Genomic DNA, 25,799 nt, shown 5'->3' on the forward strand with positions numbered 1-25,799 from the left:
GCCGGAATTTCTCAATATTGTGGCGCAAGCATAATTCCGGAAGGCGCCGATGGTTTCCTAGGCAGGGAGAGCTGGCACCTGCCGCCGCCTCATGCGATCAGCCGCGAGGCAAAATCGGGCAGCAGGCCTGCATCGCCGGCAAGACGGAAATCGGCGCCTGCAATGCCCGAGCCCGCCAGCCAGTCGTCGAATTCCGGCGCGCGGCGCAAACCGAAGACGTCGCGGACATAGAGTGCGTCGTGAAAAGACGTCGACTGGTAGTTCAGCATGACGTCGTCTGCGCCGGGGACGCCCATGACGAAGGTGACGCCGGCGGCGGCGAGCAGCGTCAGGAGATTGTCCATGTCGTCCTGGTCCGCCTCGGCATGGTTGGTGTAGCAGATGTCGACCCCGAGCGGCAGGCCGAGCAGCTTGCCACAGAAATGATCCTCAAGTCCCGCCCGGATGATTTCCTTGCCGTCATAGAGATATTCCGGTCCGATGAAGCCGACCACGCTGTTGACGAGCAGCGGATCAAAGGCGCGAGCAACCGCATAGGCGCGCGCCTCGCAAGTCTGCTGATCGACGCCGTGATGGGCGCCCGCCGAGAGCGCCGAGCCCTGGCCGGTCTCGAAATACATCACGTTCTGCCCGACGGTGCCGCGCCGCAGCGACAGTCCGGCCTGCTTCGCCTCTTTCAGAAGCGCGAGATCGATGCCGAAACTGCGGTTGGCGGCCTCCGTGCCGGCGACCGACTGGAAGACGAGGTCGACCGGGGCGCCCTGCCCGATCAGCGACAGCGTCGTCGTGACATGGGTCAGCACGCAGCCTTGCGTCGGGATCTTCAGCCGCGCGATGATCTCGTCGAGCAGCCGCAGCAATTGCGCAATGACGGTGGGATCGTCGCTCGCGGGATTGATGCCGATACAGGCATCGCCGGCTCCCAGCAGGATGCCGTCGAGGATCGAGGCGGTGATGCCTCTGGCGTCGTCGAACGGATGATTGGGCTGCAGCCGCGTGCTCATCCGTCCCTTTAGCCCGATGGTGTTGCGGAAGGCGGTGGTGACCTCGCATTTCCGCGCCGCCAGGATCAGATCCTGGTTGCGCATCAGCTTTGACACCGCGGCCGCCATTTCCGGCGTGATGCCGCCTGCCAGCTTGCGCAGCACCTCGGGCGTTGCGGCGTCCGACAGCAGCCAGTCGCGGAAAGCTCCGACCGTCAGCGAGGCCACCGGCGCGAAGGCCTTGGCGTCATGGCTGTCGATGACGAGGCGGGTGACTTCGTCAAGCTCATAGGGGACGACAGCTTCCTGCAGGAACTGGCCGAGCGGCACATCCGCAAGCGCCATCCGCGCCGCGATCATCTGCGCGGCGGTGTCGGCGGCAACCCCGGCCAGCCGGTCGCCGGAACGCGGCGGCGTTGCCTTGGCGAGCAGGTCGCGCAGATCCGGAAACGCGTAGCTCGTGGCGTCGATGGTATGGCGGTAGACCAAGGGTGTCTCCGGGGTTCATCGGCCAATGGCCGACTCCAGGACTATCGTGAAACTATACCTTCGGATCAAGACGCTGAGATATCTTACGTTTCGTTCGACCTAAGACGAAGGCAGCCGACGGACGCATTAACGTCGCGTCCATCTTCGTTCTGCATAGTTTTGCATCAATTTTACACGACCGCGCTCATCTCCCGCCTCAAGCTCATCCGGGCCCTCGAACACCATGACAATTGACCGATCTGGGAATGCCACCGCCCTGGCAGGCCGTTTCACGCTTGCCACCAAGCTCTACGCGATCTTCGCGCTGTTCGCGCTGCTGACGGCGGCGATCGCGATGCTGTCCGACTACAACAGCCGCCGCAGCGCCGAGCTGATCAGCGCGATCGAGACGGCGAACGCCGCCGCGCTCAACGTCGAGCGCGTCAACTCGCTGGTCTATGCGGTCGTGATGGAATCGCGCGGCGTCTACATGTCGACCGAGCCGTCGCTGGTGCAGAAGTACGGCGAGGGCCTGCTCAAGTTCAATGCCCAGATCCTCGACGTCGTGAAGCGCTGGGAGACCATCGTCAAAGCCGACGATGCCGAGCAGTTTGCAACCTTCAAGAAGCGCATCGAGCAGTTCGTCGAGTTCCGCAAGGAGCTGGTGCGCCGCGGCGTCGAGATCAATGCGGCCGCGGGCCGCGAATGGGGCGACAATGACGCCAATCGCAGCGTGCGCTCGGCCCTGAACAAGGATCTCGAGGCGCTGTCCAAGGTCTATGCCGAGCGCGCCAGGCAGATCGCGCAGCAGACCGAAACCAATCGCGAATTGTCGTTCTTGCTGACCTGCCTCGGCGGCCTGGCGCTCGCCCTCGTCGTGATCGGCATCGTCATCATCGCCCGCTCGATCGCCCGGCCGCTCGCCTCGATCACCGCCACCATCAAGCAGGTCGCCGACGGTGCCGAAAACGTCGTGGTGCCGCACTCGGACCGCGCCGACGAGATCGGCGCCCTGGCCCGCGCGATCCAGGTGTTCCAGGAGGCCATGGGCCGAAACCGCAACCTCGCCTCGCAAGTGTCGCAAGACGCAGCCGCGCGCGAGGAGCGCGCCCGCCACATCGAACGATCGGTCGAGGAATTCCGCGGGGTGATCGGCGCCATCATGCACGGCCTCAGCGACAACGCGCAGGTCATGCGCGAGACCGCACAGACCATCACGCGTGTCACTGCGGATGCGAGCAGCCGCGCCGGCACCGCGGCGAACGCCACCGAGCAGGCCTCACACAACGTCTCGGCGGTCGCGAGCGCCGCCGAGGAGCTGTCGGCCTCGGTGGAAGAGATCGGGCGCCAGGTGCGGCAATCGGCCGGTGCGGTCGAGCAGACCGGCCAGCGCACCGAGAAGTCGATCTCCGAGATCGAGAGCCTCGCCGCGGCCACGCAACGCATCGACGGCGTGCTCAACCTGATCCAGGCGATCGCCGAGCAGACCAATCTGCTCGCGCTGAATGCCACCATCGAGGCCGCGCGCGCCGGCGATGCCGGCCGCGGCTTTGCCGTGGTCGCTCATGAAGTGAAGGCGCTCGCGGGCCAGACCGCCAAGGCCACGGCCGAAATCAGCGAGAACGTCTCGATGATCCAGGCCTCCACGCGCAATGCGGTCGACGCCGTGCGCGAGATCGGCGGCGCGGTCCGCGAGATCAACGAGGTCACCTCGGCGATCGCCGGCGCCGTCGACCAGCAGGACGCCGCCACGCGCGAGATCTCCTCCAACGCGCAAAGCGCTGCGCAGGGGAACGAGACGCTCGTGGCGAACATCACCTCGCTGCGCGATGCTATCGGCGAGACCGACACGGCGGCAGCCTCCGTGCTGACGGCGGCGAGCAGCCTGACCGCGACGGCGGACACGCTATCGCGGGAAGTCGAGACGTTCTTCCAGAACCTGCGCTCGGGAGCCACGGACGGCCGCATCGCCAAGTCGGGATAGCGGCCGCCAAGCGGGCCGCGTCAAACAAAAACTTGAAAAACAACCCCATGCACAGTAGGCCAGCACAGGTTTTTCAATGGCTTAGCGACGCACTCGCATGTCTACTGATTCTACGAAATAGATTTTGACTCGTCGGGCAAAACACCGGCATCATGTCATCATGGAAACACGCGCTGTACGGCCCTGTTCGCCATGGTGATCGGGGGCGCGCAAGTCTTGCCAAAGTGGCCGCGTCTCGTCGGCTCTGCCGCCAAAACCTGAAGCGACCGTTTAGCCTCGGCAAGTCGGCGATGGGCCAAGCCTGACGAGCCGGTCGGCAGCTCAGGATGCCCCCCGGAACTGCCAAGCTGGAGCTGAATCTGGTTCTTCACCGAGAACCGATCAGGCGCGAACGGTGCGCAGGAAATGCGCGACCTCCTCCCTGAGACGTGTCGAGTCGCGCGACAACAGCCCGGCGGATGACAGAAGCTGAGCCGACGCGCTGCCCGTTTCGGCTGCGCCGCGTTGCACGTTGGCGACTCCGGCGCTGACGCCGCCGGTGCCTTGGGCCGCCTGCTGGATGTTGCGAGCGATCTCGTGCGTCGCCGCGCCCTGCTGCTCCACCGCGGCAGCGACGGCCGTTGCGATTTCTGACATTCTGGAAATGGTGCCGCTGATATCAGTGATGGCTGCGACCGATTTTTCGGTGGCCGCCTGCATGCTTCCGACCTGCTGGCCGATCTCTTCAGTGGCCTTCGCCGTCTGTTCGGCCAAGGCCTTGACCTCGCTCGCCACGACCGCGAAGCCGCGACCGGCATCACCTGCACGCGCCGCCTCGATCGTCGCGTTGAGCGCCAGGAGATTGGTTTGGCCGGCAATGCTGTTGATGAGATCGACTACGTCGCCAATTCGTGCGGCTGCCTGCGCGAGACGCTCGATCTGTTCGTTCGTGATCTCGGCCTGTCGCACGGCCTCATCCGCGATGCGCGAGGATTCCTGTACCTGGCGGCCGACTTCTCCCACCGATGCCGCCAATTCTTCGGACGCGGACGCCACCGACTGGACATTGGTCGTCGCTTCCTCGGAGGCGGCAGCGACGCCGGCCACTACATCTTGGGTACGCTCGGCCGTCGCCCTCAGCGTGCCCGCCGATGCCTCGAGCTGGCTGGACGCAGAGGAGACCGTCTGAACGATTTCGCCCACCGCACCTTCGAATGCGTCGGCAAGGCGGTGCATCTCGCGCCTCCGGAGCTCGGCCTGTTGGTGCTCCTGCTCGGCTCGCGCCTCCTCTGCATCCTTCTTGGCGATCAGCGCCTCCTTGAACACCTGCAGCGCATCGGCCATCTGGCCGATCTCGGTGCGCTCGCCTTGATGGGTTACTTCTGCGGATAGATCGCCGGCGCTGAGGGCCCGCATCGGCGAGACGATTGCGTTGATGCCTTGCGATACGGTTCTCATCACGAAAAAGGCAACGAGGGCGCCGAGGAGTCCGGCGATCGTCACTGTCGCCACGAGGGTCTTGACCGCGCTAATGTAGGCGATTGCGGCTTCGGCTCCCGCAGCGTCCGCGCCCTTGTTGTTGAGATCAATAGCACTCGCCAGGACCTTATCCGCGTCGAGACCAATGGGATTCACGTTTCTGCTGTTGAGATCGTTGGCCTCTTGAGGAAAACGACCAGCCGCAGCACGCGACAGAATCAGCACCTCCTGAGCGCCCTTCATGTAATCGTTCCAGAGGCCGCTCCATTCATCAAAGAGTGCACGCTCCTGCGGACTGGAGATGAGCTTCTTGTAGTCCGCAATGTTCTGCGCCATCCTTTCGGCGATTGTCTCGATGCGCTTATCAAGATCCGCCTTGTCCTGCGCACGGTCGAACAAAAGATGCTGCCGCACCGCGTTGCGGTAAGTAATGGTGGTAGCGCGCAACTCGCCGATCACGCGGACGCTCGGAAGCCAATTGCTCCGGATGTCGACGACCGCTGCGTTGATCACCTGCATATTCCAGACGGCGAAAACGCCGGTGCCGATCAGAGCCAGCAAGAGGCCGGAAACGACCGCGGTAATCTTCGTTCGTATCGAGATGTTGGAAAACATGACAGGCCCCTGAAAAACATCAAAAATTGATGACCTCCGGGACCCAATGCATCTGACGGGCGGTCGTATCCCTCCCCGGACCAGGACCAAATTTCCGTCAGCCCCGTGCCCCATTCGTGCTAAAGTTGTATCGATTTTGCCTTAACCGTTTCTTACTTCGTGACACTCCTCGCCAAACGGCAAGCAACTTTTGCGTGAATGTGCGTGATCGACCTGTTTTGCCGAGGCTGACTTTTCCCACTGGTGCGAACTTCTTCAATTCGCACCGGTACAAGTGCCGCATTGGCTGATTGGTCTGCTTCGCAACCATAAGCGGACATCGAGCGAATGCAGGCGCAGGGAAGCCCGGCCCCACTACCCCATCACCCCGCCCCGCCTGATCAGCTCCTTCCCGACCGCCGCCAAATGCACCTGGTCCGGGCCGTCGCCGATGCGGATGAAGCGGGCGTAGACATAGGCGCGGGCGAGGAACGTGTCCTGCGAGACGCCGGCGGCGCCGTGGATCTGGATGGCGCGGTCGACGCGGGCGGCCATGCTGGGCACCACGATCTTCGCGGCAGCGATGAGGTCGCGGGCGGCCTTGTTGCCTTCGCGGTCCATCTTGTCGGCGGCTTGCAGCGTCAACAGCCGCGCCTGCGCGATCTCGCAGAAGGAGTTTGCGATGTCCTCGCGCACAGAGCCCTGCTCGGCCAGCGGCTTGCCGAAGGCGACGCGCGCAACCGATCGCTGGCACATCAATTCCAGCGCGCGCTGGGCGCAGCCGATCAACCGCATGCAATGGTGGATGCGGCCGGGGCCGAGCCGGCCCTGCGCGATCTCGAAGCCGCGGCCCTCGCCGAGCAGGATGTTCTCTGCGGGCACGCGGACGTTGTCGTAGACGATCTCGGGGTGGCCGACCGGGGCGTCGTCATAGCCGTAGGTGAGCATGTCGCGGACGATGCGCACACCGGGCGTGTTCTTGGGCACCAGGATCATGGATTGCTGGCGATGGCGATCGGGATGGTCGGGCGCGGTCTTGCCCATCACGATCAGGATCTCGCAATCCTCGTTCATCGCGCCTGATGTGAACCACTTGCGACCGTTGATGACGTAGTCGCCGCCGTCGCGCCGGATCTCACACTGGATGTTGGTGGCATCGCTGGAGGCAACCTGCGGCTCGGTCATCGAGAAGCCGGAGCGGATGCGCCCCTCCAGCAGCGGCGTCAGCCAGCGCTCTTGTTGCGCTTTGGTGCCGTAATTCGCCAGCACCTCCATGTTGCCGACGTCAGGGGCCGAGCAGTTGAAAACTTCGGGTGCCCAGAGAATGCGGCCCATGATCTCCTTCACCGGCGCATATTCAAGGTTGGAGAGGCCAGTGTTGTTGAGGTCCTGGCCGTGCTTGCCTGACAGGAACAGGTTCCAGAGCCCCTGCTCGCGCGCCAGCCGCTTCAAATCCTGCAGCACAGGCGGCGTCCTGTAGCGCGCGGCCTCCGGCTTGACCTGCTCGTAATAGAGATCCTCGACCGGCTCGACATGCGCCCGCATGAACTGGCGGACGCGCTCCTGCAGCTCCAGCGAACGGGCGGAATGTTGAAAGTGCATTGGGGTCTCCTGTTCGCAGCGTTTGACGTCGTCATGCCCGGGCCTGTCCCGGGCATCCACGTTCTTCGTGCCGTGTCGCAAGGCGTGGATGGCCGGGACAGGCCCGGCCATGACGTTGGGCAGGCATCGGTGTCTCCGAAGCGGCCGCCGGCCTCGCCCCTTACGTGCCGCGCAACAGCTCGCTCGCCACGACCCAGTCGTTGCCGTCGAACTGCAGCATATAGCCGTCCTTGATCGGGCGGAAATCCTGCGGCGTGGTATTGAGGGTGATGCCGGGCATCAATAGCGACAGCGGCACGTTCTTCAAATTGGCGGCCTGCGCCATGATGTTCTCGCGCGTCAGATTGTCCTTGCACTGCTTCAGCAGCACCACCAGCGCCTCGGCGACGGTGTAGCCGTAGAGGCCCGCGACGTTGTTGACGTCGGCATTCGGCAGGCGCTTCTTCATAAACTCGATATAGGCGGTCATCGCCGGATCGTCCTTCGACTGCTCGACGAAGGGCTTGAGCGAGCCGAGCGACAGCACGCCCTTGCCGGCCTCGAGCCCGGCCGGCACCATCACGGTAGCTTTGTTGGCACAGCCGGAGGCGAGGAAGCGCGTCGGTTGCCAGCCGACTTCATGTGCCTTGCGGATGGCTTGCGCGCAGGCGCGTGGCGTCACCGAGTAGATCATGAAGACGTCGGCCTTGGTGCTGGCGAGCGTCAGCACCTGGGAATCGACGGTGGGATCGGCGACCTCGAAGCTCGAGGCCATCGCGATCGCCTTGTCCGCATCGGCGCCGAGCGCCTCCCTGACGCCGCGAAGATATTCCTTGCCTGCATCGTCGTTCTGATAGAGCACCGCAAAGCGCGCATTCGGGTTCTTGGCGCGGGCATAGGCGACGTCGATCGCGGCCTCGCTGGTGTAGTTCGGCGCCCAGGGCAGCGCCATCGACCACGGCATGTTGGCGGGATCGTTCCACTTCGAGGCCGAGCTGATCAGGAAGATCTGCGGCACCTTGTTGCTGTTGAGATATTTCGCGATCGCCGAGCTCGGCGCAGTGCCCATGGTCGCGAAGATGAAGGCGACGCCGTCGCCCTCGACCAACCGACGCGCGGCTTCCATGGTCTTCGGCGGCGAGAAGGCGTCGTCCAGCGAGATCAGATTGAGCTTGCGGCCATTGACGCCGCCCTTCTCGTTGACCTCGTCGAAATAGGCGGCGATCACCCGGCCGGTGATGCTGAGCGGCGAGGCCGGGCCGCTATAGGGCATGGTGTTGCCGATCTTGATCTCGGTGTCGCTGACGCCGGGACCATAGGATTTTTGCGCAGGTGCAGGCGTGGACAGGCAGGCGGCAGCCAAAGCTGCGGCCAGGGCCAAAGCGGCTCTCATGGTGTCTCCCCGATGATGATCGCCGCGCGGCGAGGCGCACGCGCGGCGTGCTGCTTTTGTCAGCGCGCCAGATCAGCGGAGTTCAGCAAGATGGTCTTGCGTCGAGTTGCTGATACGTTCGCTCATGAGTCCAGGGTTCACCTCTCCCCATCGGGGAGAGGTGGTCAGAGGTCTTCGCGCCCAGTTCGCCTAGCCGCGCCGCTTCAGGCTGAAGCCGAGGCTGATCCAGCCAGCACCGGCCATGATCAGATCGATGCCGAGGAACAGGCCGAGGATATAGACGCTGTTCACCGGCCAGCGCGCCAGAATGACCAGCCCGAGCAGCAGCGTGATCACGGCCGACAGCGCGACCCAGACCCACGGGCTCTCGCGCTTCATGCTGAAGGCGAGAAACAGCCTGACCGCGCCCGAGGCGATCAGCGAGGCGCCGAGAAATAGAGTCAGCAGGACGGCCGCGAACAGCGGATTCTCGAAGGTCAGGAAGCCCGCGATCACGTAGAGCACGCCGAGGAGAGCCCAGATCAGGGCCTTGCCCCAGCTCTTCATCTGAAACGCGCCGATGATCTCGGTAGCGCCTGCGACGATCATCATCGCGCCGACCACGATCACGCTCGCCACCGTCGCCATCACCATGCTGCCAAGCGCGACGAATCCGGCAATGAGATAGATCACGCCGAGCGCGACGATCCAGCCCCATTTCGCATGCAGCGTCGCGATGCCCGAGCCAAGGCTTGGATTACGAGACGTGTCGGAAGCACTGGTCATGGCGGTCACTCCTAGCCCGCGGGTACGCGCCAGAATAGCACGCACCGTACCGGGGCGACAGCCAGCAGAGCACCTGCACCGGCAGCAGCATTGACACAAATCAAGATCGAATGCGGTGCGTCAGGCGCGCGACCGCTCCATTTCGAGCTCGGCCTTGAGATTGTCGAGATCGCGGTAAATTGAAGCGACCGCCAGCACCCGGCCGGCCTTGCGGTACTTCAGCAGACAGTCTTTGCCGGAAATGCTGCCGTCGATCGCGATGTCGTCGAAGCTCTCGGCGTGGCCGACATAATTGATCGGCACGTCGTAGTGCTGGGACCAGAAGAAGGGCACCGCGTCGAAGCGCTCGCGCTTGCCGAGCATGTTGCGCGCCGCGGTCTGACCCTGCCGTTCCGCCACCACCCAATGCTCGACACGAATGGTTTGCCGGAAATGCGGATCGGGCCAGCGTGCGATGTCGCCGGCCGCGAAGATGCCGGCGACGCTGGTTTCCAGATATTCGCTCACGCTCACGCCGCGATCGGCGGCGAGGCCCGCCTGTTCGGCCAGCGCGAGGCGCGGCTTGACGCCAATGCCGACCACGACGAGGTCAACCTCAACGACAGCCCCGCTCTTCAGCGTCGCGCGCTTGCCGTCGAGCTTTTCGACCGTATCCTTCAAGTGGAAAACAACGCCATTCTCTTCATGCAGCGACCGGACGAAGTCGCCTATCTCGGCGCCGAGCAGCTTCTGCATCGGCCGTTCTTCCGGCGCGACCACATGGACTTCCAGCTTGCGCGCGCGCAAGGAAGCCGCGACCTCGAGGCCGATGAAGCTGGCGCCGATCACGAGCGCGCGTTTCGCGCTGCCTGCCGCCGTGATGATTGCGCGGCTGTCGGCAACGGATCGCAAGGTGTGGACATGGGGCTGGTCGACGCCAGGAATCTGGAGCTTCACCGGCTCGGCCCCGGTCGCAAGCAGCAGACGGTCGAATGGCAGCCTGTCGCCATTGCCCAGCGTGACGCTGCGAGATTTTGGATCGACCGCAGAGACATTCGTGTTGAGCCTGAGATCGATGCCGGTGTCCCGATAGTAATCCTCGGACCGTAACGGCAGCCAGTCCTCCGGCGCGCTGCCGGCGAGATAATCCTTGGAGAGGTTCGGCCGATCGACCGGTATCGCGCCGTCATTGCTGAGCATGGTGATGGCACCGGCAAAGCCTTCGCGCCGGAGCGTCGCCGCTGCCGCGAAGCCGGCCGCACCGCCGCCGACGATGACGAATTTTTCCGGCGTCGGCGCGCTGCGATGAGCCGTTGACGGCCTGGGTGCCTCGCGCTTGCGCTGAACGACGATCCTGTCGCCGTCGCGCGCGACGTCCCATAGCGCAAGCCGATTCAGCGCCGGCGGACGGGTGGCCTCGCCCGAGCGCAAGGAGAAGCAGGCATGATGCCAGGGACAGCGGATGGTCTCGCCGACCACGAGCCCCTCCGCGAGCGGCCCGTGGTAATGGCTGCAAGCCGGCTCGATCGCAAAAATCTCGCTGCCGGCCTGAACGAGCAGGACATCCTCCTCGCCGACATGACCAAGCAATTTACCGTCCTTGAACTCCGTCAGCGACACGCCCCTGGTCAGGTCGGGCCCACGCGGCTTGTTGTCCTCGGTCATGGCGTCGTCTCCTCGCGCTGTCGCGGATCAATCGTCCGAGTTGGCCAGGCCCAGCAGTTCCTGGCGGGTCAGCGCATTATCGCGGAACACCCCTAACATGCGGCTGGTGACGAGATCGGTCCCGGGCTTGTGCGCACCGCGCGTCGTCATGCAATGATGCGTCGCCTTGATGATGACGCCGACCCCTTGAGGCTTCAGCACGTCGTTGATCGTGTTGGCGATCTGCGCAGTCATCTTCTCCTGGATCTGGAGCCGTTTGGCGTAGATGTCGACCACGCGCGCAAGCTTGCTGATGCCGACCACGCGCCCTTGCGGGATATAGGCGACCCAGGCACGGCCGACGATCGGCGCGATATGGTGCTCGCAATGGCTTTCGAAGCGAACGCCGCGCAGGACGATCATTTCGTCATAGCCTTCGATCTCCTCGAAGGTCTTTTGCAGGATTTCGGTTGGATCCTGCGCATAACCGGTAAAATATTCCTCGAAGGCGCGCGCAACCCGATCCGGCGTGTCGCGCAGGCCGTCGCGCTCGGGATCGTCGCCGGCCCAGCGGATCATGGTCCGGACCGCCTGCTCGACCTCATACCTCTCAGGCCGATCGCTCGGCGCCTGCGCGACCGCGACACGCTCAAGCTTGCGCGCTTGTGACTTCATCAACAGCCTCCTCTTCCGACGGGCCGCATCCAGCAGCGGTCCTTCAGCTTGGACGGCTCCGATCGGAAAAGGTTCCCGAGATGAGGAAAAATCGGATACCGCGGGCATGCGAAGCCCGGGGGCACGGCGTCATGATAGCACAGCCATTTCGGGGCGACAGCCAGAGCAGCCGCCGCCGCACCAACGTCGACGCAAATCAAATCGAATGCGGCGGCTCGAGCGCAGTTCAGTCGGGAATGCCGAAATAGAATGCTGCGCCCTTGCCGACCTCGGCAGTGGCCCAGATGCGTCCGCCGTGGCGTTGCACGATGCGCGATGCGATCGAAAGGCCGATCCCGGTGCCCTCGTACTGATCGGGATCGCCGGGCTTGGGCGCCACCGGCCCGATAAAACGCGCCGCTATTTCTGCGGACCGGACAGCGAGATGTCGCGTTCGGCGCGGAAGACGTTGCTGTAGAGGTTGGCGATCCATTGCCGGCCGATCTCGGTCTTGTTGAGATAACCGATCTCGGTCTGGATGTGCGGTGCGACGCTGTTCCAATAGAATTGCGGATAGCGGTTCACGATATCGGCCGGCGAATCGTAGCCGAGCTGACGATTGATGCCGACCTCCTCGAATTCGTAATAGAGCGCGTTGGCCTTGCGCAGATAGTTGGGATCGCCGAGCTGGCCGATGAAGTCGGCCGCGCGCAGGATCGAGGCATCCTCGTCATAGTCCTGGCCCTCGCGGGCCGGAAAGCGCGTACCCTCGATAGCGCGGGCAATGCGGTCCGGGTCGAGTCCGGGAATATGTCGCAGCCGCCGCGTCACATAAAGCTTCGACCGATCGACGTGATACATCATCAAGCTGGCATCAGATGCGCCGCGCGGCAGGGAGATCTTGGTGTCGGCCGCATCGATCACGAATCCATCGCAATCGTCCTCCTCGAACAGGCCTCGCACATAGCCGATGTCGTGGGCGAGGCAGGCGATCAGGACGTGGACGTAATCTTCGGCCGACAGATGCGTATGAAGACTTCGGCCCTTGAGGATCGCCTGGGCAGCCAGCGTCACCAGCATCGTATGCTCGATGTTATGATAGAGCGCATCGCTGTTACCGATGCATTCCATCGCGGTGCGGGTGGCGCTCTCGACGATACTTGCAGACGTCTCATCGTACCGGCGACGCATGAACGAGCCCAGCATCTTCTCCAGGGTTTCCGCCGCCAATCTCGGTAACGTCATCATGGGTGCGGCCCCGATTGTCGGTGGTGTTTCACGCCAATCCCCGACATTTCCTCTCGTCCTCGATGCAAGAGCCAGCATAGCCCATCTTGGGCCGCTTGGCCAAATCCTGGGGCGGAAATCCGGAAAGATGTTGCAGTTGCGCTCCGCCATAGCGCGGTTGCAACGATGGCGCGATACACCCTACAGGCGCCGGTGTCCAGATCGCAAGATTGCGGTTATTCTACCTGCAGCACGTCGACGGCGACGCCGAGCTTCTGTTTAGGCGAGCCGACGATGACGCCGTCGACCGGCGAGACGTCGGAAAAGTCGCGCCCGACCGCGAGCACGATATGGTCATTGGCGACCAGGAGATCGTTGGTCGGATCGAAATCGATCCAGCCGAGCTCCGCCCCGCACCAGAGCGACACCCAGGCGTGGGTGGCGTCGGCACCTTGCAGGCGCGGCTGGCCGGGCGGCGGAGCGGTACGCAGGTAGCCGCTGACATAGGCGGCCGGAAGACCGAGCCCGCGCAGCCCTGCGATCATCACATGGGCAAAGTCCTGGCAGACCCCGTGGCGCTTGTCGAAGACCTCATTGAGCGGCGTCGAGATCACAGTAGCCTTGGGGTCGTAGCGAAACTGGTTGCGAATGCGATGCATGAGATCGACCGCGCCTTTGAGGACACCCGCGCCGGGCGGAAAACTTTCCGCCGCATAGGCGCTGACCGGGCGCAGCACCGGCACCAGCGGGCTCGCAAAGACATAGCCGACCGGCGAGGACGGTCCGAGGCTCGTCGCCTCGAAGGCAACGTCGCGAATGGTCTCCCATGGTGGGCTCGCGGCATCACGCGCCGGCGGCTGTCGCGAGACAGATACACGGGAACGTGAATCGATCCGCAAGTTGCGATGCGCGGCTTCGATCACCACGCTCTCGGTCAGCGTGCCGAAGAAGTCGCGCCGCACGTTGCGCTCGGCCGGGCGTGGATGGATCTCGACATCGTGCGAGATCAAATCCTGGTCGCCGCCGCTTCTGGGCTCCAGTCGCAGCGTGCAGCGGGCGAAGCTGACGGGATTCTCGTACTCGTAGGTGGTGACGTGACGGATGTCGTAGATCACGCCAGCCCCGTCAGCTTTTCCGGCCGGCTGGCATTGGGACCGTGCGGAAAGTAGTGCTGCCCGACCGCGTCGGCGAGGCTGAGCAGATCCTGCTCCAGGGCGAACAGGGTCTTGACCTCGAGCTTTTCGGCCTCCGCGGTCGCGAGCATCGCCTGCATCGCTACCGCGAGGCGCTGCGGCTTCTCGATCAGGCCGTGCTCCTTCAGGCTCGGCAGCGCGGCGATGTGCTCGTTCAGCGTGGTCACCTGGAAGGCCACCGACCGCGGATTGTAGGGATCGAGCACGGCGAGGTCGCGCACCGGTGCCAGGATCGGCGCCAGCAGATAACGCGAGCGGTAGGTGATCTGGCAATCCACCAGCGTCAGCAGAATGTCGAGATCCTCGTCGCCGGCCTCGTCATAGGCGAACTGACGGGTAAAGCGCGTGGTGTTGATGGCGCGCTCGACGCGGCGACCGATGTCGAGGAAACGCCAGCCCGCGGCGCGGTTCATGTTCTCCTGGGCAAGGCCTGCGAAGCTCGCAAGCTCCTGCAAGGTCAGCTCGGCCGCGCGCAGTACGCTGTCGTCGTCCTCCACTTCATAAGCGAGACGCTCGGCCATCTCGGTGATGACCTGCCAGGCATCGGGCGACAGCCGCTCGCGCAAGGAAGTCGCGGTGCGCTGGGCCGCGCGCACCAGCGACAGCGCCGAGCCGAAACGGTCGGGACTTTGCAACCCTTCTGCGACGATGCGCCCGGGCGCGGTGCGAGAGGTTTGCGAGACCGCGCCCCAGGCCACCAGCATGCGCTGGATGCGTTCGGCCGATTGCACCGAGGCCGCGGTGCCCTTGTTGGGCCCGCTCGGCGAGCCCAAAGCGCGCACCAGCCGCAGCGTCGCCTCGGCGCGCTCGAGGTAGCGGCCGAGCCAGAACAGATTGTCGGCAGCGCGGCTCGGCAGCACGCCGGCGATGCGGCGGATGCGCACCTTGTCGGTCGCGGGTAGCAGCGTCGCGGTCGAGACCTGCTTGTCGGAGACGACCCAGACGTCGGCGGCGCGCGCGCCATCGCCCATGGACACCGCGCGTGCGTCCGGCTGCTCGGCGATCCGGCAGAATCCGCCTGGCATGATGGCCCAGCCGTCCGGGGTTGCGGCGGCGAACACCCGCAACACGAAAGGACGCGGCGTGATCTGCCCATGCTCCCACACCGGCATGGTCGAGAGCCGCACCACCTCCTGGCCGACATAGTCCATGCCGCGCGCTGTAATCGCATCGACCAGCCGCTGGCGCTCGGCGGCATCCAGCTCGCTCGCAAGCACCGGACCATTGCTGTCGAAACCGGGCACGCCGCGCCAATAGGCCCCTTCGATCGCAACCTCGTCGAGCCTTGCCAGCACCTCGTCGCGCGCAGCGCGCTGGCCGCACCACCAGGTCGCGATGTGCGGCATCTTCAGCTCTTCGCCGAGCAGTCGGCGGCTCAGCGCCGGCAGGAAACCGAGCAGCGCCCGCGCCTCCAGCACGCCCGAGCCAGGCATGTTGGCGACGACGACGCCATCCTTGCGCAGCACATCGATCAGGCCAGGCACGCCCAGCCGCGAGGAGGCATCTAGCTCGAGCGGGTCGAGCGAGTTGGAATCGATCCGGCGCAACAGCACATCCAACCGCTTGAGCCCGGCGACGGTGCGGATGTGGACGCGGTTGTCGCTGACCGCGAGATCGTCGCCCTCGACCAGCAGGAAGCCGAGATAGCGCGCCAGTGTCGCATGCTCGAAATAGGTCTCGCTGAAGCTGCCGGGGGTGAGCACGCCGATCCGCGGCTCGTCGCGGTCGGCCCGCGCACGTAGCGAGTCGCGGAACGACTCGAAGAAGGGCGCGACACGCGGCACGTTCATCGACTTATAGAGGTCGGAGAAGGCGCGCGAGAGCACCAGGCGGTTCTCCAGCGCGTAGCCCGCACCCGAGGGCGCCTGGGTGCGGTCGCCGAGCACCCACCAGCGGCCGTCGGGGCCACGGCCGACGTCGGCGGCATAGATCGAGAGATAGCGCCCGCCCGGCGGCGGCACGCCGCATACGGGACGGAGATATTCGGGGCTGCCGGCGATCGCGGCCGCGGGCAGCGCGCCTTCGGTGACGAGCCGGCCCTCGCCATAGATATCGCGCAGCACGCGCTCGAGCAGCTCGGCGCGCTGGGTGATGCCGGCGCAAAGCTGCTGCCAGTCGGCCTCGTCGATCAAAAGCGGCAGATGGCTGATCGACCAGGGCCGATCGGCGCTGTCGCCGGGCGCGCGGTAGGTGACGCCGGCCTCGCGGAGATGACGATCGGCCATGCCGAAGCGCCGCTCGATCTCGTCGGGCGCCAGCGCGCCGAAGGCATCGAAGAAGCGGCTCCAGACCGCGCGCGGCGCACCATCGGGCCCAAGGAACTCGTCGGGAATGCCGGGCAAGCGGGTGTAGTCGCGGACCCATTGCGCGATCCGCTGCTGGGCCTGGGCCCTACCCGCCTGATCGTTGTCTTCGGCTACGCCCTCGCCCATGCGCCTCTCACTGCCCCCGCATCATACTCATTGCAGGAGCGGCGTCCGCAAGTCGAGGGTCAGCGGAAACTCATTTGTGCGTTCCTCGGGCGGCGGCTGCATCGGACCCGGGGTGTGGCCGTGGTCCTGGAAGCGCGCCAGCCGCCGCGCCTCGGCCTCGTAGGTGTTGACCGGTTTGGTGTCGTAGTTGCGCCCGCCCGGATGGGCGACATGGTAGACGCAGCCGCCGAGCGAGCGGCCGTTCCAGGTGTCGATCAGGTCGAAGGTCAGGGGCGCGTGGACGGGGATGGTCGGGTGCAGGCCGGAAGCCGGCTGCCAAGCCTTGAAGCGGACGCCGGCCACGGCTTCTCCCGAGCGTCCTGTCGGGGTCATCGGCAGGCGGCGGCCGTTGCAGGTGACGATGTGGCGGCCCTCGACGAAGCCCTCGGCCTTGACCTGGAGCCGCTCGACCGACGAGTCGACATAGCGCACCGTGCCGCCGGCCGAGCCCTCCTCGCCGAGCACGTGCCAGGGCTCGAGCGCTTGCCGCAATTCCAGCGTCACGCCGCCATGATGGACCCGGCCGAAGGCGGGAAAGCGGAATTCGAGCTGGGCCAGATACCATTCCGGCTCGAACGGATAGCCGAACTGCTTCAGCTCGGTGAGCATCTCCTGAAAATCTTCCCAGATGAAATGCGGCAGCATGAAGCGGTCGTGCAGCGCGGTGCCCCAGCGCACGAACTTGCCGGCCAGCGGCTCGCGCCAGAATTTTGCGATCAGCGCGCGGATCAGGAGCTGCTGTGCCAGCGACATGCGCGGATCCGGCGGCATTTCGAGCGCGCGGAATTCGACGAGACCGAGCCGCCCCGTAGGCCCCTCCGGCGAATAGAGCTTGTCGATGCAGATTTCGGCGCGGTGGGTATTGCCGGTGATGTCGACGAGCAGATGCCGGAACAGCCGGTCCACCAGCCACAGCGGCGTTTGGTAACCGGGCGGCGGCACGTGCGAGAGCGCGATCTCGAGCTCGTAGATGCTGTCGTGGCGGGCCTCGTCGATGCGCGGCGCCTGGCTGGTCGGGCCGATGAAGAGGCCGGAGAAGAAATAGGACAGCGACGGATGCCGCTGCCAGTACAGCACGAGGCTCTTCAGCAGATCAGGCCGGCGCAGGAACGGCGAATCCTGTGGGCTCGAGCCGCCGACCACGACGTGATTGCCGCCGCCGGTGCCGGTGTGGCGGCCGTCGACCAGGAAGCGGTTGGCGCCGAGGCGGACCTTCGCCGCGTCCTCATAGAGGCCGGAGGTGATCTCGACCGCATCGCGCCAGCTCCTGGCCGGCTGGATGTTGATCTCGATGACACCAGGATCGGGCGTCACCTTGATCACCTCGATGCGCGGATCGAACGGCGGCGGATAGCCTTCGACGTGAACGGGAAGCTGCATCTCCTCGGCGGTGTCTTCCAGTGCCGAGACAAGCTCGAGATAATCCTCGATGCGCTCGACCGGCGGCATGAAGGCACAGATCACGCCGTCGCGGATTTCCACTGCCATGGCGGTGCGCACGGGAATGGACGTGTTGAGATGCTCGGGGGCGGTGCGCGGCGGCGATGGCGGGCGCGCCATGCGGGTGAACACCGGCAGCTTGCCGCGCGGCTCCGTCGGATCCTGTTCAACGACGTAGGGATATTGGTTCGGCGGGACGTAGCCGAGCGAGCCCATCGGCAGGCGCAGGCCGAGTGGAGAATCCCCCGGCGTCAGGAACAGATGATTGCGCCGGAGCGGCCAGCGCTCGCTGCGCCAGCGCGGCGGCGCATTCCAGCGCTGGATCGGCAGCACGAAACCGCGCGGCGTGGTCAGGCCCTGGTCGAACACGCGCGCCATGCGTGCGCGCGCTTCGGGATCGGACAATTTGGAATCGGTGGGATCGACATTGACCGGAAGCTCGGCCTCCTTCATCAGCCAATAGGCCGGGTCCTCATAGGCCGGCATGATGTAGCCGAGATCGACCCCGAGCCGCGCGGCGGTGCCTTCCATGAAGGCCTCGGCGTCCCTGACCTCGGGCCGCCGCGGGTTCGCGATCTTCGCGATGAGATCGGCGTTCTTCCAGATCGGCACGCCGTCCTTGCGCCAGTAGAGGCCGAAGGCCCAGCGCGGCAGGCTCTCGCCCGGATACCATTTGCCCTGGCCGTAATGCAAAAGGCCGCCGGGCGCAAAGCGCGTGCGCAGGCGGCGGATCAGATGGTCGGCGAGCGTGCGCTTGGTCGGGCCGACGGCTTCGGTATTCCACTCACCCGCCTCGAGATCGTCGACCGAGACGAAGGTCGGCTCGCCGCCCATGGTGAGCCGTACGTCCTGCGCGGCGAGATCGCCGTCGACCTGCTCGCCGAGGTCGTTGAGCCGCGCCCAGGATTCGTCGGAGAACGGCTTTGTGATGCGCGGCGCCTCGCGGATGCGCTTGACGCGCATATCGAAGGAGAACTCGACCTCGGCAAAGCCGGCGCCGCCGGAGATCGGCGCGGCCGAGCGATAATGCGGCGTGGCGGCCACCGGGATGTGCCCCTCGCCCGCAAGCATGCCGGAGGTCGCGTCGAATCCGATCCAGCCCGCGCCGGGCAGATAGACCTCGGCCCAGGCGTGCAGATCGGTAAAATCGTTCTCGACTTCGGGCGGGCCCTCGATCGGATCGATGTCGGGACGGATCTGGACCAGATAGCCGGAGACGAAGCGGGCGGCGAGACCGAGATGGCGCAAGGTCTGGATCAGCAGCCAGGCGGAGTCGCGGCACGATCCTGCGCCGGAGGCAAGCGTCTCCTCCGGCGTCTGAACGCCCGGCTCCATGCGGATGATGTAGCGGATCTTCTTCTGGAGTTCGCGATTGAGCTCGACCAGGAAGTTGACGGTGTTCGGGGCCTCGTGCGGGATCGAGTCGAGAAATTTGGCGAACAGGCGATCGGGCTTGATGGTCTCGAGATAAGGCGCGAGCTCCGTTTTCAGGTCCTTCGGATACTCGAACGGAAAACTGTCGGCGTAGGGCTCGACGAAGAAATCGAACGGGTTGACCACGGTCATCTGCGCCGTGAAGTCGACCTCGAATTTCAGCTCGGTGGTCTTCTCCGGAAAGACGTAGCGTGCAAGCCAGTTGCCTTGCGGGTCCTGCTGCCAGTTCACGAAATGGTTGGCGGGCGTGACCTTGAGCGAATAGCTCAGGATCGGCGTGCGCGTGTGCGGCGCCGGCCGCAGGCGGATGGTCTGCGGGCCAAGGTCGATGGGGCGGTCGTACTTGTAGTGCGTGACGTGGTGTAGCGCGACGTAAATCGACACGGGGTGCGGTGCTCCAGCAGCTTTTTTGAGCAGAACACCTGAGGTCAGCGTGATCAAGCACTAACAACGGGCAGAGGGTGCCTACGGCACGGGCGGATGGTGAGTGGCGAATAGCGAATAAGCTTGCCCGTCCTATTCGTCACTCCCTATTCGCCATTCACTTTCTTACATCGTCGCACCCAGCACCCATGGCGCGAACTCGGCGCCGCCGAAATCAAAGCTCTCGCTCTTGGTCGGCTGGCCCGAGGCAGTCTTGAGGATGAGATCGAAGATGCGCTGGCCGCATTGTTCGACGCTCTCCTCGCCTTCGAGGATGGTGCCGCAATTGACGTCCATGTCCTCTTCCATGCGCTTGTACATGGGCGTGTTGGTGGCGAGCTTGATCGAGGGTGCCGGCTTGCAGCCGAACACGCTGCCGCGGCCGGTGGTGAAGCAGACGAGGTTGGCGCCGCCGGCGACCTGGCCGGTCGCAGCCACGGGATCGTAACCGGGCGTGTCCATGAAGACGAACCCCTTCTTGGTGACGGGCTCGGCGTAGCGCAGCACCTCGACGAGATTGGTGGTGCCGGCCTTCGCCATCGCGCCGAGCGACTTCTCCAGAATGGTGGTGAGGCCGCCGGCCTTGTTGCCGGGGCTCGGATTGGCGTTCATCTCGGCGCCTTCGCGCGCGGTATATTCGTCCCACCAGCGCATGAGATCGACCAGCTTCTCGCCGACCTCGCGGCTGATCGCGCGGCGCGCGAGCAGATGCTCGGCGCCGTAGGTCTCCGGCGTCTCCGACAGGATCACGGTGCCGCCGTGACGCACCACGAGATCGCTGGCAGCGCCGAGCGCAGGATTGGCTGATACTCCGGAATAGCCGTCCGAGCCGCCGCATTGCAGCGCCACGGTCAATTCGCTCGCGGGCACGGTTTCGCGCTTGACCTTGTTGGCGTCAGTGAGCGCCTCGCGCACGAAGGCGATGCCTGCTTCGACCGTCTTGCGGGTACCGCCGACCTCCTGGATGTCCATCGCACGCAAGCGGCCGGCGAGCTTCTGCTCTTCCATGAGGCCACCGATCTGGTTCACCTCGCAGCCGAGGCCGAGCACGATGACATGGGAGAAATTGACGTGCCGCGCGTAGCCGCCGAGGGTGCGGCGGAGCAGCGCGAGCGGCTCGTTCTGCGTCATGCCGCAGCCGGTCTTGTGGGTCAGCGCGACCACGCCGTCGACATTGGGGAAGTCGGCCAGCGGATTGTCGCCGGTGAAGGGATTCTTCTTGAAGACGTCGGCGACGAGGCTTGCGACATGCGCGCTGCAATTCACCGAGGTGAGGATGCCGATATAGTTGCGCGTGGCGACGCGGCCGTCCGCGCGGCGGATGCCTTCGAACGTCGCCGGCAGGTCGAAATTCGGCGTCGGCTTGACGTCGGCGCAATAGGCGTAGTCCTTGGCGAAGTCGCCCATGCCGCAGTTCTGGGTGTGCACGTGCTGGCCGGGCGCGATGGCCTGGGTGGCAAAGCCGATGATCTGGCCGTAGCGCTTGACCGGCTCGCCCGTTGCGATCGGCTTGATCGCGACCTTGTGGCCGGAGGGAATGCGATCGACCGTGGTCACGCCGTCTGCGACCAATGTTCCCGGCGGCAGGCTCGCGCGCGCGATCACCACGCCATCATCGGGATGCAGGCGGATGACGGGGCTGATGGTCATGGGTGGTCTCCTGTATCGAAACTATCGTGCCCCGGACGCTGCGCAGCGCGATAGCGGTGCGCTGTTGATCCGGGGCCCAGGCTTACGTCATGTGCTTCATTGGCTTCCAGGTCCCGGCTCTGCGAAACAGCGCTACGCGCTGCATCGCGTCCGGGACGCGAGAGCATCAGGCCTTGCCGCCGGAATCCTTGCGGGTCGCGTTGACCTGCATCTTGGCATAGGTCGTCATCAGGCCGACTTCGTTGGACAGCGTCACCAGCTTGAAGCCCATGTTGATGGCGCGCGCAGCGCCTTCGGCGCCGCTGCAATGGATGCCCGGGTTGAGGCCGCGCTTGCCGCATTCCTTGACGATCTTCTCGTAGATCGCGAGGATCTCGGGCTCGCTGCGGTCGAGCTTGGGCTCGAGGCCGTAGGAGAAGCCGAGGTCGGACGGGCCGATATAGACGCCGTCGATGCCCTCGACGTCGAGGATCGCTTCCATGTTCTCGACCGCGGTCCTGGTCTCCATCATCGGCAGCAGCACGATCTCGTCATTGGCCGTCTTCTGGTAGGAGCCCGCAGTGCCGTACATGCCGGCGCGGATCGGACCGTTGGAGCGCACGCCCTTCGGCGGATATTTCGCATAGGAGACCAGGTTCCGGGCTTCCTGCGGCGTGTTGACCATCGGGCAGATCACGCCATAGGCGCCGCCATCCAGCACCTTGCCGATGATGCCGGGCTCGTTCCAGGGCACGCGAACCATCGGGGTCACGGGATGCTTGTCCATGGCCTGGAAGCACTGCACCATCGACAGATAGTCCTGCACGCCATGCTGCATGTCGACGGTGACGCTGTCGAAGCCGCATTGCGCGATCATCTCCGCCGAGAAGCCGGAGGGAATTGCCAGCCACGCGTTGACCACGGCCTTGCCCGACTTCCAGATCTCTTTGACTTTGTTCGCCACGTTGCCTTTCCTTCCCTGTTGCTCTCACTCGCCGCGGATCGCATTGGGCCGCACTTTGAGCGAAAAAAAGCGTGAATGTCCATGGCTCTGACCGCGCACGCACGCATATCTGGGCTCATCCCTCCGCGAGGGTATCATCCGCGCTTCGGAGCCCGGCGAGGCTGTGCTCGAGTTCGCCGAGCATCTCCTGCAATTCGGCGAGCTTACGTGCGCCAAAGCGCCGCGTAATCTCGGCATAGATCGCTTCCGACGTCGGTGCCACCGCGGCCATCAGCTTCACGCCCTCCTTCGAGATCGAGACCATGCTGCGACGCTGGTCCGCCTTCGCCGTCTTGCGCTCGATCAGGTTGCGCGCCTCGAGGTCGCGCAGGATGCGCGACAGACTCGGCCCGAGCAGGAAGGCCGTACGCGCGAGTTCCGTGACCTCGACAGCCTCGATGGCCGCCAACGCCCGCAGGATACGCCATTGCTGCTCGGTCAGGCCGTGCTCGCGCAGCGAGGGCCGGAACTGCCGCATCACCGCCTCGCGCGCCCGCAGCAGCGACATCGGTAGCGAGCGCGAGAAGTCGCGCATCGGCACCTGGCGCGCGGCAGGCACGCTTCCGTTGGCGGGGTCAGCCGGTCTCTTGCTCATGACGCCCTTTCAGACTGCAAAACGTTTGCAGTGCAACAACCCGAGATTCCGTTTGACGCATTCATTTAACATGTTAAGTATCTCCGGGCACCACGATTTGTATGATGACGAATGGCGCTTTCCAACGACGATATCCAGGTCTGCGCGAGGCGTCTGCACCAGGCGGAGAAGACCCGTTCGCAGATTCGCCAGCTCTCGCAGGATTTCCCTGACATCACCATTGCCAATGCCTACGCGATTCAGAAGGCCTGGGTCGACGTCAAGATCGCGGAGGGGCGCATCGTCAAGGGCCACAAGATCGGCCTGACCTCGAAGGCGATGCAGAGCGCGCTCAATATCGACGAGCCGGATTCCGGCGTGCTGCTCGACGACATGTTCTTCGCCGATGGCGGCCTCGTTCCGACCGAGCGCTTCATCGCGACGCGCGTCGAGGCTGAACTCGCTTTCGTCATGAGCAAGCGCCTCACCGGTCCTGCGTGCACGCTGTTCGACGTGCTCAACGCCACCGACTTCGTCGTGCCGGCGCTGGAGATCCTGGACACGCGAATCGAGCGCGTCGATCCCAGGACCAAAGCCACGCGAAAAATCTTCGACACCATCGCCGACAATGCGGCGAATGCCGGCATCGTGCTCGGCGGACGGCCGATCCGTCCGCTCGACGCCGATTTGCGCTGGATCGGGGCGCTCTGCTTCAAGAACGGCCAGCTGGAAGAAACCGGCCTTGCCGCCGGCGTGCTCAATCATCCTGCGACAGCCGTGGCGTGGCTTGCGAACAAGATCGCGCCGCTCGGCCTTGCGCTGGAGCCCGGTCAGGTCGTGCTCGCCGGCTCCTTCATCCGTCCGATCGAGACCCGCAAGGGCGACACAATTCAAGCCGACTATGGCGCCTACGGCTCGGTGAGCTGCTACTTCGCTTAAGGCGGACAAGAAGACAGGGAGTGAAACCGCGATGCCGCATTTCACCATCGAATATTCGGCCAATCTCGATGGCCGTCTCGACATCGGCGCGGTCTGCGAAGTGGTGCGCAAGGCGGCGGTCGAGACCGGCATCTTCCCGCTCGGCGGCATCCGCGTCCGCGCCGTGAAGTGCGAGCATTATGCGATCGCCGACGCGCGGCAGGATTACGGCTTTCTCGACATGGTGCTGCGCATCGGCGAGGGCCGCGACCTTCCCACGCGCCAGAAGGCCGGCGAGCAGGTCTTCCAGGCGCTCTCAAGACATCTCGATCCCGTTTTCGCCGCCAGCAAGTTCGCCCTATCGTTCGACATGCAGATCAACGACAAGGATACGAGCTGGAAGCGCAACAACATCCACGACGCCCTGAAAGTAGAGGCTGCCCATGGATAAGCCCACGCCGAAAGCCGACGTATTTCAGGCCAACCGCGACCGCGTCGCGCCGCTGCTGAAGACGCTGCGCGCTGATGGCATCGGCCACACGATTGACGGCAAGACCGTCGCCTCGATCTCGGGCGAGACATTCGAGACCAAATCGCCGGTCGATGGCGCCGTGCTCGCCAGCGTCGCGCGTGGCAATGCGGAGGATGTCGACGCGGCAGCAACGGCCGCGGCGATCGCCTTCAAGTCCTGGCGCGACATGGGGCCTGCGATGCGGCGCAAGCTGCTGCATCGGGTGGCCGATGCGATCGAGGACAATGCCGAAGACATCGCCGTGCTCGAATGCATCGACACCGGACAGGCCTATCGCTTCATGGCCAAGGCCGCGATCCGCGCCGCCGAGAACTTTCGCTTCTTCGCCGACAAATGCGCCGAAGCGCGCGACGGCCTCAACACGCCGAGCGACGAGCACTGGAACATCTCGACCCGCGTGCCGATCGGCCCCGTCGGCGTGATCACGCCGTGGAACACGCCGTTCATGCTCTCGACCTGGAAGATCGCCCCGGCGCTGGCCGCCGGCTGCACTGTCGTGCACAAGCCGGCCGAGTGGTCGCCGGTGACGGCCTCCATTCTGGCGAGGCTCGTGAAGGAAGCCGGCGTTCCCGACGGCGTGCTCAACACCGTGCACGGCTTTGGCGAAGAGGCCGGCAAGGCTCTGACCGAGCATCCCGCCATCAAGGCGATCGGCTTCGTCGGCGAGAGCGCGACCGGCTCGGCGATCATGGTTCAGGGCGCGCCCACGCTGAAGCGGGTGCATTTCGAGCTCGGCGGCAAGAACCCCGTGATCGTGTTCGACGATGCCGATCTCGACCGCGCGCTCGATGCCGTCGTGTTCATGATCTACTCGCTCAACGGCGAGCGCTGCACCTCATCAAGCCGCCTGCTGATCCAGCAGAGCATCGCGGAGAAGTTCGTGGAGAAGCTGACCGCGCGCGTGAAGGCGCTCAGGATCGGCCATCCCCTCGATCCCGCCACCGAGATCGGGCCGCTGATCCACGAGCGCCACCTCGCAAAAGTCTGCTCCTATTTCGACGTCGCACGCCAGGACGGCGCGACCATCGCGGTCGGCGGCAAGGCCTATGACGGCCCGGGCGGCGGACACTATGTCGAGCCGACGCTGGTGACCGGCGCGCACGGCAAGATGCGCGTGGCGCAGGAGGAGGTGTTTGGCCCGTTCCTCACGGTATTGCCGTTCAAGGACGAAAAGGACGCCGTCGAGATCGCCAATGACATCCGTTATGGCCTCACCGGCTATGTCTGGACCAACGACATGGGCCGCGCGCTGCGCGTTGCGGATGCGCTCGAGGCCGGCATGATCTGGCTGAACTCGGAGAACGTCCGCCATCTGCCGACGCCGTTCGGCGGCATGAAGGCCTCCGGCATCGGCCGCGACGGCGGCGACTATTCATTCGACTTCTACATGGAAACCAAGCACGTCTCGCTGGCGCGGGGCACGCACAAGATTCAGAAGCTGGGAATTTAACG

Annotated in this window: 19 protein-coding genes; 4 read left to right on the forward strand and 15 right to left on the reverse strand. The window is 64.9% G+C overall.

Annotated elements, in window-relative coordinates; all coding sequences use genetic code 11:
* Positions 1-89 precede the first annotated feature (89 nt).
* The gene (locus P6U27_RS24035; protein WP_122404214.1) at positions 90-1,472 is read right to left on the reverse strand and encodes an ethanolamine ammonia-lyase subunit EutB; all 1,383 of its coding nucleotides are present in this window, start codon (positions 1,470-1,472) and stop codon (positions 90-92) included.
* Between the two features lie 223 nt (positions 1,473-1,695).
* Here P6U27_RS24035 and P6U27_RS24040 point away from each other — a divergent pair, with 223 nt between their 5' ends.
* Entirely contained in the window at positions 1,696-3,435 is a 1,740-nt protein-coding gene (locus P6U27_RS24040) for a methyl-accepting chemotaxis protein (RefSeq protein ID WP_122404215.1), read from the forward strand.
* Between the two features lie 381 nt (positions 3,436-3,816).
* On the opposite strand, the gene P6U27_RS24045 is transcribed toward P6U27_RS24040, so the two are convergent.
* From P6U27_RS24045 to hpaR, 14 genes are all read right to left on the reverse strand, one after another.
* Positions 3,817-5,508 (reverse strand): methyl-accepting chemotaxis protein, encoded by a 1,692-nt coding sequence (locus P6U27_RS24045; protein WP_129143511.1) that lies wholly within the window; start codon positions 5,506-5,508, stop codon positions 3,817-3,819.
* Positions 5,509-5,862: 354 nt separating this feature from the next.
* Positions 5,863-7,089 carry an acyl-CoA dehydrogenase family protein gene (locus tag P6U27_RS24050; RefSeq protein WP_407192717.1) on the reverse strand — a complete coding sequence of 409 codons (1,227 nt, stop codon included), beginning with the start codon at positions 7,087-7,089 and terminating at the stop codon, positions 5,863-5,865.
* 160 nt (positions 7,090-7,249) lie between these two features.
* A complete protein-coding gene (locus tag P6U27_RS24055) occupies positions 7,250-8,461 on the reverse strand; it encodes an ABC transporter substrate-binding protein (RefSeq protein ID WP_122404218.1) in 1,212 nt (403 codons plus the stop codon).
* Positions 8,462-8,650: 189 nt separating this feature from the next.
* Positions 8,651-9,226 carry an HdeD family acid-resistance protein gene (locus tag P6U27_RS24060; protein WP_122404219.1) on the reverse strand — a complete coding sequence of 192 codons (576 nt, stop codon included), beginning with the start codon at positions 9,224-9,226 and terminating at the stop codon, positions 8,651-8,653.
* A 120-nt stretch (positions 9,227-9,346) separates the two neighbouring features.
* Positions 9,347-10,870: an FAD-dependent oxidoreductase gene (locus P6U27_RS24065; RefSeq protein WP_407192718.1), complete on the reverse strand. Its 1,524-nt coding sequence runs from the start codon at positions 10,868-10,870 to the stop codon at positions 9,347-9,349.
* A gap of 27 nt (positions 10,871-10,897) precedes the next feature.
* Positions 10,898-11,524: a GTP cyclohydrolase I FolE gene (gene folE, locus P6U27_RS24070; protein WP_122404221.1), complete on the reverse strand. Its 627-nt coding sequence runs from the start codon at positions 11,522-11,524 to the stop codon at positions 10,898-10,900.
* Positions 11,525-11,750: 226 nt separating this feature from the next.
* The gene (locus P6U27_RS24075) at positions 11,751-11,903 is read right to left on the reverse strand and encodes an ATP-binding protein (protein ID WP_244607687.1); all 153 of its coding nucleotides are present in this window, start codon (positions 11,901-11,903) and stop codon (positions 11,751-11,753) included.
* A gap of 20 nt (positions 11,904-11,923) precedes the next feature.
* Positions 11,924-12,751: an HD domain-containing protein gene (locus P6U27_RS24080; RefSeq protein WP_122404222.1), complete on the reverse strand. Its 828-nt coding sequence runs from the start codon at positions 12,749-12,751 to the stop codon at positions 11,924-11,926.
* Positions 12,752-12,966: 215 nt separating this feature from the next.
* The gene (locus P6U27_RS24085) at positions 12,967-13,845 is read right to left on the reverse strand and encodes a transglutaminase family protein (RefSeq protein WP_122404223.1); all 879 of its coding nucleotides are present in this window, start codon (positions 13,843-13,845) and stop codon (positions 12,967-12,969) included.
* Positions 13,842-16,355, reverse strand: coding sequence for a circularly permuted type 2 ATP-grasp protein (locus P6U27_RS24090; RefSeq protein WP_122404224.1), 2,514 nt, complete (start codon positions 16,353-16,355; stop codon positions 13,842-13,844). Before P6U27_RS24090 ends, P6U27_RS24085 begins: the two co-directional genes overlap by 4 nt.
* Before the next feature lie 27 nt (positions 16,356-16,382).
* Positions 16,383-19,652, reverse strand: a complete 3,270-nt coding sequence (locus P6U27_RS24095; RefSeq protein ID WP_407192719.1) for a DUF2126 domain-containing protein — start codon at positions 19,650-19,652, stop codon at positions 16,383-16,385.
* 165 nt (positions 19,653-19,817) lie between these two features.
* Positions 19,818-21,341: a UxaA family hydrolase gene (locus P6U27_RS24100; protein WP_122404226.1), complete on the reverse strand. Its 1,524-nt coding sequence runs from the start codon at positions 21,339-21,341 to the stop codon at positions 19,818-19,820.
* 166 nt (positions 21,342-21,507) lie between these two features.
* A complete protein-coding gene (locus P6U27_RS24105) occupies positions 21,508-22,284 on the reverse strand; it encodes an HpcH/HpaI aldolase/citrate lyase family protein (protein ID WP_122404227.1) in 777 nt (258 codons plus the stop codon).
* Positions 22,285-22,399: 115 nt separating this feature from the next.
* Positions 22,400-22,918, reverse strand: coding sequence for a homoprotocatechuate degradation operon regulator HpaR (gene hpaR / locus P6U27_RS24110; RefSeq protein ID WP_122404228.1), 519 nt, complete (start codon positions 22,916-22,918; stop codon positions 22,400-22,402).
* 111 nt (positions 22,919-23,029) lie between these two features.
* On the opposite strand from hpaR, the gene hpaH reads away from it, so the two are divergent.
* The 3 genes from hpaH to hpaE are packed head-to-tail and all read left to right on the forward strand — an operon-like array spanning position 23,030 to position 25,797.
* Positions 23,030-23,836, forward strand: a complete 807-nt coding sequence (hpaH, locus tag P6U27_RS24115) for a 2-oxo-hept-4-ene-1,7-dioate hydratase (protein ID WP_122404229.1) — start codon at positions 23,030-23,032, stop codon at positions 23,834-23,836.
* Positions 23,837-23,867: 31 nt separating this feature from the next.
* Complete coding sequence (locus P6U27_RS24120) at positions 23,868-24,266, forward strand: 5-carboxymethyl-2-hydroxymuconate Delta-isomerase (protein WP_122404230.1); 399 nt, start codon at positions 23,868-23,870, stop codon at positions 24,264-24,266.
* Positions 24,259-25,797 carry a 5-carboxymethyl-2-hydroxymuconate semialdehyde dehydrogenase gene (gene hpaE / locus P6U27_RS24125; protein ID WP_209294345.1) on the forward strand — a complete coding sequence of 513 codons (1,539 nt, stop codon included), beginning with the start codon at positions 24,259-24,261 and terminating at the stop codon, positions 25,795-25,797. Before P6U27_RS24120 ends, hpaE begins: the two co-directional genes overlap by 8 nt.
* The last annotated feature ends 2 nt before the right edge of the window (positions 25,798-25,799 follow it).

The organism is Bradyrhizobium sp. STM 3566 (assembly GCF_045571445.1).
GTDB lineage: Bacteria > Pseudomonadota > Alphaproteobacteria > Rhizobiales > Xanthobacteraceae > Bradyrhizobium > Bradyrhizobium vignae.